At 35.9% G+C, this 13,210-nt stretch carries 10 protein-coding genes; 3 read left to right on the top strand and 7 right to left on the bottom strand.

Translation table 11 applies throughout. From position 1 onward, the window contains the following. Positions 1 to 4: 4 nt before the first annotated feature. The 4 genes from ACOQOS_RS17555 to ACOQOS_RS17540 are packed head-to-tail and all read right to left on the bottom strand — an operon-like array spanning position 5 to position 6,465. Positions 5 to 529: a DUF3341 domain-containing protein gene (locus tag ACOQOS_RS17555; protein ID WP_420571776.1), complete on the bottom strand. Its 525-nt coding sequence runs from the start codon at positions 527 to 529 to the stop codon at positions 5 to 7. Further along, positions 522 to 1,913 carry an NrfD/PsrC family molybdoenzyme membrane anchor subunit gene (gene nrfD / locus ACOQOS_RS17550; RefSeq protein WP_420571775.1) on the bottom strand — a complete coding sequence of 464 codons (1,392 nt, stop codon included), beginning with the start codon at positions 1,911 to 1,913 and terminating at the stop codon, positions 522 to 524. The genes ACOQOS_RS17555 and nrfD overlap by 8 nt, the downstream gene beginning before the upstream one ends. Before the next feature lie 34 nt (positions 1,914 to 1,947). After that, the gene (locus ACOQOS_RS17545) at positions 1,948 to 5,130 is read right to left on the bottom strand and encodes a TAT-variant-translocated molybdopterin oxidoreductase (protein WP_420571774.1); all 3,183 of its coding nucleotides are present in this window, start codon (positions 5,128 to 5,130) and stop codon (positions 1,948 to 1,950) included. 33 nt (positions 5,131 to 5,163) lie between these two features. After that, complete coding sequence (locus ACOQOS_RS17540; RefSeq protein ID WP_420571773.1) at positions 5,164 to 6,465, bottom strand: cytochrome c3 family protein; 1,302 nt, start codon at positions 6,463 to 6,465, stop codon at positions 5,164 to 5,166. A 214-nt stretch (positions 6,466 to 6,679) separates the two neighbouring features. Here ACOQOS_RS17540 and ACOQOS_RS17535 point away from each other — a divergent pair, with 214 nt between their 5' ends. Beyond that, the gene (locus ACOQOS_RS17535) at positions 6,680 to 7,087 is read left to right on the top strand and encodes an SPOR domain-containing protein (protein WP_420571772.1); all 408 of its coding nucleotides are present in this window, start codon (positions 6,680 to 6,682) and stop codon (positions 7,085 to 7,087) included. Positions 7,088 to 7,157: 70 nt separating this feature from the next. Here the strand turns inward: ACOQOS_RS17535 and infB are convergent, their stop codons facing one another. From infB to rimP, 3 genes are read right to left on the bottom strand one after another with little or no spacing between them, the layout of a single operon-like run. Beyond that, the gene (infB, locus tag ACOQOS_RS17530) at positions 7,158 to 9,998 is read right to left on the bottom strand and encodes a translation initiation factor IF-2 (protein ID WP_420571771.1); all 2,841 of its coding nucleotides are present in this window, start codon (positions 9,996 to 9,998) and stop codon (positions 7,158 to 7,160) included. Between the two features lie 49 nt (positions 9,999 to 10,047). Beyond that, positions 10,048 to 11,280 carry a transcription termination factor NusA gene (gene nusA, locus ACOQOS_RS17525; RefSeq protein WP_420571770.1) on the bottom strand — a complete coding sequence of 411 codons (1,233 nt, stop codon included), beginning with the start codon at positions 11,278 to 11,280 and terminating at the stop codon, positions 10,048 to 10,050. Positions 11,281 to 11,293: 13 nt separating this feature from the next. Further along, on the bottom strand, positions 11,294 to 11,758 hold the full coding sequence (gene rimP / locus ACOQOS_RS17520; RefSeq protein WP_420571769.1) for a ribosome assembly cofactor RimP: 465 nt from the start codon (positions 11,756 to 11,758) through the stop codon (positions 11,294 to 11,296). Positions 11,759 to 11,914: 156 nt separating this feature from the next. On the opposite strand from rimP, the gene ACOQOS_RS17515 reads away from it, so the two are divergent. Next, positions 11,915 to 12,739, top strand: coding sequence for a universal stress protein (locus ACOQOS_RS17515; protein WP_420571768.1), 825 nt, complete (start codon positions 11,915 to 11,917; stop codon positions 12,737 to 12,739). Between the two features lie 167 nt (positions 12,740 to 12,906). After that, positions 12,907 to 13,083 carry a hypothetical protein gene (locus tag ACOQOS_RS17510; RefSeq protein WP_420571767.1) on the top strand — a complete coding sequence of 59 codons (177 nt, stop codon included), beginning with the start codon at positions 12,907 to 12,909 and terminating at the stop codon, positions 13,081 to 13,083. Positions 13,084 to 13,210 lie beyond the last annotated feature (127 nt).

Below are 13,210 nucleotides of genomic sequence, written 5' to 3'. Positions count from 1 at the left end.
CTTATTAATGCTTTTCAGTGACTTTAATTTCTGTAGCACCAGTTTCTAATAAAAGTGCTTTTAATGCTTCTTCATCTCCATGAACAGATACTTCCATTAAGAAGTGATCGTCAGTTGTTCTTGGATCTGGGTTTTCAGCTTCTTTGAATGGCCATAATTTACTTCTCATATAAAAAGTTATCACCATTAAATGCGCTGCAAAGAATACCGTCAATTCGAACATAATTGGAACGAAAGCTGGCATATTTTCTAAGAAACTAAAACTTGGTTTTCCACCAATGTTTTGTGGCCAATCAACAATCATGATATAATACATCATTGTTACTGCAACTGAAAGTCCAACACATCCATACATGAATGCTGTAATGGCAAGTCGCGTAGGCTCTAATCCCATTGCTTTATCTAGTCCGTGTACAGGAAATGGCGTATACACTTCTTCTATATGATGCTTTTCTTGACGTACTTTTTTCACTGCTGACATTAGCACATCGTCATCGGTATACATTGCTTGTATTACTTTACTACTCATGGTTACCGTCTCTTAGTTTTTTATATTTTTCTCCTGATGATTTTAAGATAGATTTTACTTCCGCCTGTGCAATTACAGGGAATGTTCTAGAATATAACAAGAACAATACAAAGAAGAAACCAATCGTACCAATAAATATTCCTATATCTACAAATGTTGGTGAGAACATCGTCCAAGATGATGGAAGGTAATCTCTGTGTAATGATGTTACGATAATTACGAAACGCTCAAACCACATTCCAATATTTACAACAATAGAGATTATGAAAGAGAACATGATACTTGTTCTTAATTTTTTAGACCACATGAATTGTGGAGAGAACACATTACATGTCATCATTGCCCAATATGCCCACCAGTAAGGACCAGTTGCTCTGTTTAAGAATGCATATTGTTCGTATTCAACTCCTGAATACCATGCGATAAATAACTCTGTTATATATGCACAACCAACTATTGAACCTGTAATCATAATTACAATATTCATTAATTCGATGTGTTGTAATGTAATATAGTCTTCCATATTACATACTTTTCTCATAATGATTAATAAAGTGTTTACCATTGCGAATCCTGAAAAGATAGCTCCTGCAACGAAGTAAGGAGGGAAAATTGTAGTATGCCATCCTGGAATTACTGAAGTTGCGAAGTCAAACGATACAATAGTATGTACAGAAAGTACTAATGGTGTTGCTAATCCCGCAAGTACCAATGATACTTCTTCAAAACGTTGCCAATCTTTAGCACGTCCACTCCATCCAAAACTTACTAAGCTATATATTTTCTTTTGGAAAGGTTTCACAGCTCTATCACGAATCATTGCGAAATCTGGAAGTAAACCTGTCCACCAGAATACTAGTGATACAGATAAATACGTAGAGATCGCGAATACATCCCAAAGTAGTGGTGAGTTAAAGTTTACCCATAATGATCCGAACTGGTTTGGAATTGGTAATACCCAATATGCTAACCAAGGACGACCCATGTGAATAATCGGGAATAATCCCGCTTGTACTACCGAGAAGATAGTCATGGCTTCCGCCGAACGGTTAATTGCCATTCTCCATTTTTGACGGAAAAGTAAAAGTACTGCAGAAATTAAGGTTCCTGCGTGACCAATACCAACCCACCATACGAAGTTTGTAATATCCCAAGCCCAACCAACGGTTTTGTTAAGACCCCAAACTCCAATTCCAGTAGATACTGTGTAAATGATACATCCAATTCCCCAAAGGAATGCTATCAGAGCAATTGAGAATACTATCCACCATTGCTTGTTTGCTCTTCCTTCTACTGGAGCGACAATATCAAGAGTTACATCGTGATATGATTTATCTCCAGTTACTAAGGGTTTTCTTATAGGTGCTTCGTAATGCGACGCCATAATCAGTTTATAATTGTTTCTTATTAATTCTTTTTTATGCTTCTTTTGTGTTTCTAACCTTCACGTGATACTGTACGTTTGGTTTTGTCCCTACATGCTCAAGTAAGTGATACATACGATCATCTTCTAATAAATCAGCGACTTTACTTTCTTTATCATTGATATCTCCGAATACCATTGCTCCTGAACTACATGCTGCAGAACAAGCCGTTTGGAATTCACCATCTTTAATTGGTCTTCCTTCACGTTTTGCATCAAGAATTGTTTTTTGTGTCATTTGAATACACATAGAACATTTTTCCATCACACCTCTTGAACGTACAACTACATCTGGATTTAATACCATACGACCTAAATCATCGTTCATGTGGTAATCAAATTCATCATTCTTGTTATATAAGAACCAGTTAAATCTACGCACTTTGTACGGACAGTTGTTTGCACAGTAACGAGTACCTACACAACGGTTATACGCCATATGGTTTTGACCTTGACGTCCGTGTGATGTTGCAGCTACTGGACATACTGTTTCACATGGTGCATGATTACAGTGTTGACACATTACAGGCTGGAAAGCAACTTGTGGATTTTCTGCAGGATCTTCCATCTCAACAAAACCACCTAATGAACCATTTTCTCCAAACAATCCACTGAAGTTTTCTTTCTTCTCTACATCACCTTCAAATGTATCTTCCGAAGAATAATATCTATCAATACGCAACCAGTGCATATCTCTACTTCTTCTCACTTCAGATTTCCCAACTACTGGCACATTGTTTTCAGCGTGACATGCAATTACACATGCTCCACAACCTGTACAAGCATTTAAGTCAATTGCTAGGTTAAAGTGGTGTCCGATAGAACGATCAAATTCAGCCCACATATCCGCACCAGAATCTGTTGCGCTAATCATCTCATGATTTTTAGACACATGTGGTTTTTCATTGAAGACAAAGTCTCCATATTGATTTTTATCGCGAGTATTGAATATTTCTAAGGTAGTTTCTTTCACAATGTCACCTCTACCCATTAAGGTATTGTGCAACTGTACACATGCAAATTCATGTTCACCACCAGCCGACTCAACAGAAACATTTTGAATGTTATTGAAGTTATTGTAAACAGCATATGCGTTCACTCCAGTTTGCATGTCTTTTTTAATTCCAGCAGTTTTACCATAACCTAACGCTAAACCTACTGTTCCTTTTGCTTGACCTGGTTGAATGATTACTGGCACTTTTATTGGAGCATTCCCACTCACAGTAATAGTCGCATATGTACCATTCAATCCACCGTTAGCAACATTCCAGTTTTTCAATTCTTTTGCATCAGCATCCGCTTGAGATATTGTTAAGTAGTTATCCCAAGAAGCTCTTGTAATCGGATCTGGAAATTCTTGTAACCAAGGATTGTTAGCTTGTTGTCCATCTCCCATTCCAGTTTTAGCGTATAATACTAATTCCATTCCTGAAGCAGCAGCTGTTCCAGCTAATTTTCTTGCTTGTGAGTTTGCATCTGTGCTTTGAGAAACAACTTCCTCTTCTCCGTTTGCCTGATCTGCTTCTGCTTCTTCTATAGCAGCATTTGCTTCATCCGCTAAACTTACAGTTGCTGTTGTTTTGAATACTCCGTCATGAACCGCTTTATTCCAAGAAGTACCTCCTCCTAAAATATCGGCAGACCAAGTTTCTTTCACATATTCGTAGTATGCTTTTTCATTTCCAGTCCACTTTAGTAAAGCTTCTTGAAATTGTCTTGTATCAAATAATGGGCGAATTGTAGGTTGCATTACACTGTAATGTCCTTTTTTCATCTCTACATCTCCCCAAGATTCTAAGTAATGTGGAGCCGCAGCTACATATTTTGTATGTAAAGCTGTTTCATCTTCTTTCATAGTGAAAGTAACAGCTAAATCTAACTTCTTTAAGTTTTCAGCAAACTCATTTCCATTAGCTAGTGTATATACTGGATTTACTCCAGCCATAATGATTCCGCCAACAGCACCAGCTTTCATATCGCTGATTAATTTTGCTACAGCCTTATCACTACCTTGTCTTATTTTACGTGGCGCACCTTTATCAAATGCCTCACTATTGAGATACTCATTAATTGCAAGTACTAAGCTCTGTGCATCAACATCGTTGATTCCAGAAACCACTACTGCTTTTGAACCTGCTAACTTAGCTTGTCTAGCAGCTTTCTTTATTGCATCTTCTACTTTATCAGATAATTTTCTACCAGAAACACTATTACCAGTAATTTCAGCATAGATTTTTGCTAAAGCAACTTTTTGATCTGATGGAGATAATGGCACACGTTTATCAGCATTTGCTCCAGATAAAGTCATATTTGACTCAAACTGAACATGTCTTGACATATTTTTATGCCCGTTTTTCCCTGATGGAATTCTTCCTTTAGCATATCCATCATCGTATCCACCACCTTGCCAATCTCCTAAGAAATCAGCACCAACAGATACAATCACTTCTGCTTTAGAAAAGTCATAATCAGCTAAACCTCTTTCTCCGTATTTTGCTTCGAAAGCATCTAATGCAGTGGATTCTGATATTGCATCATATATTACATGATTTACGTTTCCATATTTTGCTTTGAATTCTCCAACTAATTTTGCCGTTGAAGGACTTGCAAAAGTTTGCGTAAGTAATACAATCTGCTTCCCAGAAGCACTGATTTGATTTAGTTTTTGACCAACTTCTGCATCTAACGTTTCCCAAGAAGCATCAGCTCCAGCAATTTTAGGCTGCTTCACTCTCATGCTATCATATAAAGATAATACAGATGCATGAACTCTTGCATTCGCACTTCCTTTAGTAGCTGCTTCTTTGTTGTTTTCAACTTTAATTGGACGACCTTCTCTTGTTTTAATTAAGATACTTGCAAAATCGTACCCATCAGCAATTGTTGTTGCGTAGTAGTCTGCAACTCCAGGAATAATAGTTTCTGGTTGCACTACGTAAGGAATCGATTTAATCACTGGTCCTTCACAGGCTGCTAATGTAGCAGCAGCTGTACTAAAACCAACATATTTAAGAAAGTCTCTACGAGAAGTTGAAGAAGACTCTAACGTCTCTTTATCCCCTAAGAATTCATCTACAGGAACTTCTTCTACAAACTCATTCTGTCTAAGCGTCTCAACAATGGAGCTATTCTCATTTAACTCCTCAACACTTTTCCAGTATTTCTTGTTTGATGCCATATTATATATATAAAATTAGCTTCTTAATTAATATTAATAGTGACATTTTCCACATTCTAACGCTCCCATTTGAGACGCTTTGAATGATTCAACACCATATTTTTCTTTTAACTGCTCGTGAATTTTGTCATAGTATGCACTTCCTTTGAAATTCACATCTGTATCTCTGTGACAGTTAATACACCATCCCATTGTTAGCGGAGCATGCTGCTCTACAATCTCCATTTCTTGAATTTCTCCGTGACATGTCTGACATTGAACTCCTGCCACTTCTACGTGTTGTGAATGATTGAAGTATACAAAGTCAGGCAAATTATGAATACGCACCCATTTTACTGGTTTTGGCTCATTCACATAATCTTGCTTAGTTGGATCCCAACCTGTAGCATCGTATATTTTTTGAATTTCATTATTGTAGTCAACACCAATCTTTTGTCCTTCTAACTGAACTTCATCTGCAACTTGTGCAATGTTTTTATGACAGTTCATACAAATATTCAATGAAGGAATCCCTGAATGCTTACTTACTCTCGCTGAAGAGTGACAGTACTTACATTCTATTTTATTATCCCCTGCATGTATTTTGTGAGAGAAGTGAATTGGTTGAATTGGTTGATATCCTTGATCAACTCCAACTTGCATTAAGTATCCGTATGCAAAATATGCAGATCCTAACAAGAAAAGTATTGTAGTAACAATTACTAAGAATTGATTTTGCGCAAATGCTTTCCAGATTGGCGTTCCTTTTTCCTCTTCTTCAGGATTAATAGTTCCATTAGCAACAGCAAACTTACGAAGCGTCTTATTTACTAAGAACAATCCTAAAGCTAGCAATCCAAATAAAACGATTAATGCCCATAGCACCATTTGATTTGAGAATCCTCCTGAACCATTATTATTTTCTCCTGGTGGAGTTGGCGAAGGAGTTGAAGATATTTTTTTCTCAGTAGCAGTATACGAAAGAATATTATCTATTTGCTCATTACTAAACTGAGGAAAAGCTGTCATCTGACGTTTCCCATTAGCCTCATATACCTTTACAGCATATGGATCGCCAGATTTGATCATAGCAGAACTATTCTTGATCCACTTATACAACCATTCGCGATCTAATCCTTCATCTTCTGCCAAGCGCGCTTCTACACCTCTCAACGCAGGACCTGTTGAAGCAGCATCCATCTTATGACAAGCAGCACAATTTGCTTTAAACAAAGCTTCACCTTCTTTTATTGCAGCCTCATCTTGAGCAAACACAGAAGTTGAAAATGCCAGCATTAGCGCTAGCGCGATTCCTAAAATTCTTGAAATTGAATTACGGTGATTCACCTTTTTCATATTTTAAAGTCTTCTTAATTTGGCATGGTTTTTTCTAAGTTAATTTTAGCACTTAGACGTTCATGCTTGTTCCAAATTTGAGCAAAAATACAAATAGCGTTTAATTTGAGAAATGTTAGTGAACTGTTAATTTGTAATTTATAGTAATTCTAAATAACATTTGTGCATCTAAGTTCGTTAGTATATTTTACATTTGTATAAAATTGTATTCATTATGAGATTTTTAGCTTTAGAAAAGATCACTATTTTAGCCGTATCGGCATTTTTTTATTCAGGAGTTGTTAATGCACAACAAGGCGAAATTAACATTTCGCAAGACCCAGAAATTGATAAATTACTTACATATCAGAAGGAAATTAACCAAGAAACGGATAATGACAACCGTTTGAAGATTCAAATCTTCAATGGAAAACTCCGAAATGCAGAAAAAGTAAAGTCAAAATTTGAAGCAAAGCACCGAGATATCGTTCCTGTAAATATTAAGTTTGAAACACCAAATTACAAGGTTTGGGTAGGAAATTTTAGAACAAGTCTAGAAGCGGAACGTTATTTAATTGAAGTAAAAGAAACGTTCCCAAATGCTTTTGTTTTTACTCCACCTAAAAAGAAGAAGAAAAAGTAGTTTTAACAATATACCATAAACAAAAAAAGGATCGCAATTGCGATCCTTTTTTTATGATTATTTGGAAAGTTTATTTCAACTTTTTCTTCACTGCTACTTCTTGGAAAGCTTCTACAATATCACCTTCTTTGATGTCGTTGTAATTTTTAATTTGCAATCCACAATCGTACCCCTTACTTACTTCTTTAACATCGTCTTTAAAACGTTTTAATGAAGCTAATTCTCCAGTAAATATTACTACTCCATCACGAATTAATCGAATGTTAGAGTTTCTAAATATTTTACCATCTGTTACCATACACCCAGCAATTGTTCCAATTTTAGAGATTTTGAATGTTTCTCTAATTTCGGCATTACCAGTGATTTCTTCTTTCATTTCTGGAGACAACAATCCTTCCATTGCATCTTTAATATCATTGATCGCATCATAAATGATAGAGTATGTTCTGATATCGATCTCTTCCTTATCTGCTACCATTCTTGCGTTTCCAGCTGGCCTTACATTAAATCCAATGATAATCGCATCAGAAGCACTTGCTAACAACACATCACTTTCAGTAATAGCTCCAACTCCTTTGTGAATGATTTTTACTTCAATCTCTTCCGTAGATAGTTTTTGGAATGAATCCGTTAAGGCTTCAACAGAACCATCCACATCACCTTTAAGAATGATATTTAATTCTTGGAAGTCTCCAATTTTGATTCTTCTACCAATATCAGATAATGTTGTTCTACGCTGCGTTCTTACAGATTGCTCTCTTAACAATTGCGTACGCTTTGCCGCGATTTGCTTCGCATCTTTTTCATCTGTAAAGACATTAAATTTATCACCAGCTTGTGGCGCTCCATCTAAACCTAGAATTGATACTGGCGTTGAAGGGTTAGCCGTTTTCACTTTATTCCCACGCTCATCAAACATCGCTTTTATTTTACCACTGTGTTTTCCAGCAAGTAAATAATCACCGATTTTCAATGTTCCGTTTTGAACAAGAATTGTTGATACATACCCACGACCTTTGTCTAAGAATGCTTCCACAACAGTTCCAACTGCTTTTTTATCTGGATTTGCCTGCAACTCTAATAATTCAGCTTCAAGCAATACCTTTTCTAATAGTTCATCAACACCAAGACCTGTTTTTGCAGAGATATCATGCGATTGGATTTTTCCTCCCCAATCTTCAACCAACAAGTTCATTGCTGCTAATTTTTCTTTAATCTTATCTGGATTTGCTGTTGGTCTATCAATTTTATTGATTGCAAACACGATAGGAACTCCAGCCGCTTGTGCGTGACTAATAGCTTCTTTCGTTTGCGGCATCACATCATCATCAGCTGCAATTACAATAATTGCAATATCCGTTACTTGCGCACCACGCGCACGCATTGCCGTAAAGGCCTCGTGACCTGGCGTATCAAGGAATGTGATTCTTTGTCCGCTTTCTAACTGCACTCCATAAGCTCCAATGTGCTGCGTGATTCCTCCTGACTCACCTGCGATTACATTTTCCTTACGAATATAATCAAGCAACGATGTTTTACCGTGATCTACGTGACCCATTACCGTTACAATTGGCGCTCTTGGAGATAGATCTTCTGGCGCATCTTCTTCTTCCTGAATTGCTTCTTCAATGTCTGCCGCAATAAAGTCTACAGAGAACCCAAATTCTTCTGCTACAATAGACAATGTATCTGCATCTAAACGCTGGTTCATGGTTACCATGATTCCAAGCATCATACATTTAGAGATAATATCATTAATTCCAACATCCATCATCGTAGCAAGCTCACCAACAGTAACGAATTCTGTTGCTTTTAATACTTTGCTTTCTGCTGCTTGTTGTTCTAAATCTTCCTCTGTTTTCTGTCTACGGATATCACGCTTGTCTCTACGGTATTTAGCACCTTTTGATTTACTGCTTTTCCCTTGAAGTTTTTCAAGCGTTTCACGTACTTGTTTTTGTACTTCTTCTTCTGTAGGCTCAACTTTAACTACAGGCGGTTTACGGTTTCCTCCTCTTCGGTTTCCACCTCGATTTCCTCCACCTTTGTTTCCTCCAAATCGGTTATTTCCTCCTTGACGGTTATTGTTATTGTTGTTATTTCCTCCAGGTCCTTTAGAAATACGCTTACGTTTCTTTCTCTTATCTGCTTCAGATTCTTTTTTAGAATCTTCCTTCTTCTTCTTCGCTTTATTGAACTGCGTCAAGTCAATTTTTTGACCTGTCATTTTTGGCCCAGAAAGTTTTTGATATTTAGTTTCAATTACTTTTTTCTCTGGTACCGCAGGCGCTTCTGGCGTTTCAGCTTTTGGCTGCTCTTGCACTACAGGCTTCTTAACAGGCTTTTCTTTTTTCTCAATTTTCTGAATTTGCTTAGGCTTTGAGAATGTAGGTCTGTTAGAAATTGTTTGCGGCTTTTGAGGCTTAGACTCGCTTACTTTAGAAGTTTCCTTTTTTGGCGCTTCTTTTTTCACCTCTTGCTCAGGAGCTTTTTCCTCTTTTTGAACAGGCGCTTTTTCTTCTTCTTTCTGTACTGATGGCGATGTATCTTTTTGAGGGTTAAGATCTATTTTTCCAATCGTTTTCGGTCCAGATAGGTTTGCTTTGGCGCGCACAACTTTTTCTCGCTCTTCACGTAAACGCTGCGCTTCTTCTTGTTCTTTTACAAGCTGCTCTCTTAATGCTTCTTTCTCCTTCCTTTTCTCTTCTCCTAATTCTTTAGAAGCCACTTTTTTACTCTTGTCAGTTTGAAAACCGTCAAGTAGCACATTGTATATTTCTTGCGATATTTTAGTGGTCGGTCTTTTTTCCACAGCAAAACCTTTCTGTGTTAAAAAGTCGACAGCTCTATCGATCGAAATATTTAATTCGCGTAGTACTTTACTAAGCCTTATTTTGTTTTGTTCAGCCATAAGCTATTTTAAATTTTACCCTCTTTTTAAATAAAAAACTGCTCTTTCACTAATCCTCGAACTCTTCTCTTAGAATTCTAATTACTTCCCCAACAGTCTCTTCCTCCAAATCCGTTTGTTTTACAAGGAAGTCCATTTCTTGATCTAATACACTTTTTGCTGTATCTAAACCAATTTTCTTAAATTCTTCTATTACCCAAGCTTCGATTTCATCTGAGAATTCTGTTAATTCAACATCTTCCTCAACACCTTCACGATATACATCTATTTCATATCCTGTAAGTTGCCCTGCCAATCGGATATTGAATCCTCCCTTTCCGATTGCTTTTGAAACCTCTTCTGGTTTTAAGAACACTTCTACACGCTTCGTTTCTTCATTAATTTTTAATGAACTCACTCTTGCTGGACTTAAGGCACGCGTAATATAAAGTTGTAAGTTAGTCGTATAATTAATTACATCTATATTTTCGTTCCCTAATTCTCTTACGATTCCGTGGATACGAGAACCTTTCATTCCCACACATGCTCCCACAGGATCGATTCTATCATCATAAGAATCGACAGCTACTTTTGCTTTTTCACCTGGAATTCTCACTACTTTTTTCACTGTTATTAGTCCGTCAAAAACTTCTGGAATTTCTTGTTCAAATAATTTTTCCAAGAATTCTGGTGCTGTTCTCGACATGACAATCATAGGCTTATTTCCTTTTAAGTCTACTCTATCAATAATTCCTCTAACATTTTCTCCTTTACGGAAGAAATCAGAAGGAATTTGGTTTTCTTTAGGCAACACGATTTCATTTCCTTCGTCATCTAGTAATATCACAGCTCTGTGTCTTATGTGATGTACTTCAGCCGTATAAATATCACCAACTAAATCTTTAAATTGCTTATAGATTGTAGTGTTATCGTGTTCGTGTATTTTTGAAATTAAGTTTTGACGTAAAGCTAAGATAGCTCTTCTCCCTAAATCAATCAATTTTACTTCTTCAGATACATCTTCACCAACTTCAAAATCCGGCTCAATTTCTCTTGCCGCTGTTAGTTCTATTTCTTGATTTGAATCTTCTACTTCTCCATCTGCAACTACAATTCTGTTTCTCCATATTTCTAAATCACCTTTATCGGGATTTATAATGATGTCAAAATTGTCATCTGATCCAAATTTCTTTTTTAATGCATTTCTAAAAACATCTTCTAATATCGCCATTAGCGTTACACGATCTATTAGCTTGTCGTCCTTAAATTCCGAAAACGACTCAATCAATGCTAGATTCTCCATGACATGTCTTTAATTAAAATGTTACCATAACTTTTGCTTTTACAATATCTTTATAAGGTATTTCTTGTTCTTTTTGAACGGTTACTTTACCTTTTCCAATGGGTTTTGGCTCGCGCGCTTTCCATTGTAGTTTTACTTTTTCATCATCAGCTTCAACCAAAGTACCTTCTACTTTTTTGTTGTCAGCAATGATGACTTCTAATTTTCTACCCACATTTTTCTTGTATTGACGAATGTGTGTGATTCCTTCAGAGATTCCAGAAGAAAATACTTCTAATGAAAAATCTTCCTCTTCTCTATCAAGATTGTGTTCTATATGACGACTTACCTTCATACAATCGCTTAATGTAACTCCATTATCACCATCAATCACTATCACAATTTTGTTCCCTGGCTTTATATCCTTTGAGATCAAAAACAATGAAGTTTCTTCTTCAAGAACTTCCTGTAATAAATTTGCAACCTTTTCTTTAAACATTTTTTAGTATGAAAAGAGGGGACTTTATGTCCCCTCATTTTTAGTCTTTTCGTCTTATAACGGTGCAAATATACACATTTTTTCTAATCTTAAAAACTATTCAACCAAAGGATTTTATTTGTAACTTTAGTTATTATACTAAAACTCAATAGTTAGATGAAAAAAATTCTCCTTCCAACCGATTTTTCCGAACAAGCCGATTATGCTTTAAAAGTTGCTGCTTCGTTAGCAAAACAAAATGATGCTACTATTTATTTAATGCACATGTTAGAAATGCCATCACACCTTTTGTCAGGCGATACGAATTTAGATGTCCCAGAACAACTTCTTTTTATGAAGATTGCTAACGAGCGTTTTGAAAAAACGATGGAGCAAGATTTTATGAAAGGAATTAATGTTGAAGTAACCGTAGAATCACACAAGGCTTTTGACGGAATTACTATGGCTATTCGTCAATATGATATTGATTTGGTAGTTATGGGATCAAGTGGCGCTTCTGGTATTAAAGAAATGTTTATTGGATCTAATACCGAGAAAGTTGTACGAACAGCAGATGCTCCTGTTTTGGTTATAAAGAATGATATTGAAAATTTTAATGTTGCAAATTTTGTGTTTGCTTCTGATTTTTCAGACGATCAGAAATTGGTTTTTGAACAAGCAATCGATTTTGCCAATAGTTTTAATGCAACACTGCATTTACTTTTTGTAAATACTCCAAACCGCTTTGTAATTACAGCTGCAGCTGAAAAGAAGATGAACGACTTTATTAAAGGATTTGACGAACTCGCGAGTCATGAGCTACATATTTATAATGATGACACGATTGAACATGGAATTTTGAATTTTTCGCGTTCTATCGATGCTGATTTAATAGGCATGAGCACACACGGACGACAAGGTTTAGCTCACTTTTTTAATGGAAGTATTAGTGAAGATTTGGTAAATCATGCGTTGCGACCTGTAATTACTTTTAAGATATAACTACCTTTAGACTCAACCTTAGCACAACATATTTCAATCATATTTTACGAGCTTTTATTAACTCGCAAAACAGATAGTGTTTTTTTAAAAAACGATGGAGCTAACATTTAAGTAAACTAAAAACATCATTAGTCCCCTTTTCATTTGACTATTGCGATAGCGACTTGATGTTAGCTCAATATTTACACGTCACTATTTTTGATAGTTTACTACAATTAACTCCATCTATTTTACAACTACAAACAACTTTTATATTCTTTGCATGTGAAACTTTCAACACACATACACAAGGAAGTGCATTGCATAATAATTATGTAAATGTAATGATGCGTTTTTTATCATAAAAGCATTATATCACGCTATTTACGAATTACGACCTGTCAATTTATAAATTGAAAGATTAAGATTATTAACATTTTATTGTGGTTTTATTGTAACTTTTTTGAAAGAAAAACTACTATATTAGTGCGA

This window comes from Kordia sp. (assembly GCF_965224175.1).
Lineage (GTDB): Bacteria > Bacteroidota > Bacteroidia > Flavobacteriales > Flavobacteriaceae > Kordia.
This window is presented reverse-complemented; position numbering and strand designations above follow the sequence as displayed.

What these genes read in the sequence shown, in the direction of transcription:
- nusA (WP_420571770.1), bottom strand. Translation starts at nt 11,280, where the DNA reads ATGGAGAATCTAGCATTGATTGAGTCGTTTTCGGAATTTAAGGACGAC.
- ACOQOS_RS17555 (WP_420571776.1), bottom strand. Translation starts at nt 529, where the DNA reads ATGAGTAGTAAAGTAATACAAGCAATGTATACCGATGACGATGTGCTA.
- ACOQOS_RS17535 (WP_420571772.1), top strand. Translation starts at nt 6,680, where the DNA reads ATGAGATTTTTAGCTTTAGAAAAGATCACTATTTTAGCCGTATCGGCA.
- ACOQOS_RS17510 (WP_420571767.1), top strand. Translation starts at nt 12,907, where the DNA reads ATGTTAGCTCAATATTTACACGTCACTATTTTTGATAGTTTACTACAA.
- infB (WP_420571771.1), bottom strand. Translation starts at nt 9,998, where the DNA reads ATGGCTGAACAAAACAAAATAAGGCTTAGTAAAGTACTACGCGAATTA.
- ACOQOS_RS17540 (WP_420571773.1), bottom strand. Translation starts at nt 6,465, where the DNA reads ATGAAAAAGGTGAATCACCGTAATTCAATTTCAAGAATTTTAGGAATC.
- ACOQOS_RS17515 (WP_420571768.1), top strand. Translation starts at nt 11,915, where the DNA reads ATGAAAAAAATTCTCCTTCCAACCGATTTTTCCGAACAAGCCGATTAT.
- ACOQOS_RS17545 (WP_420571774.1), bottom strand. Translation starts at nt 5,130, where the DNA reads ATGGCATCAAACAAGAAATACTGGAAAAGTGTTGAGGAGTTAAATGAG.
- rimP (WP_420571769.1), bottom strand. Translation starts at nt 11,758, where the DNA reads ATGTTTAAAGAAAAGGTTGCAAATTTATTACAGGAAGTTCTTGAAGAA.
- nrfD (WP_420571775.1), bottom strand. Translation starts at nt 1,913, where the DNA reads ATGGCGTCGCATTACGAAGCACCTATAAGAAAACCCTTAGTAACTGGA.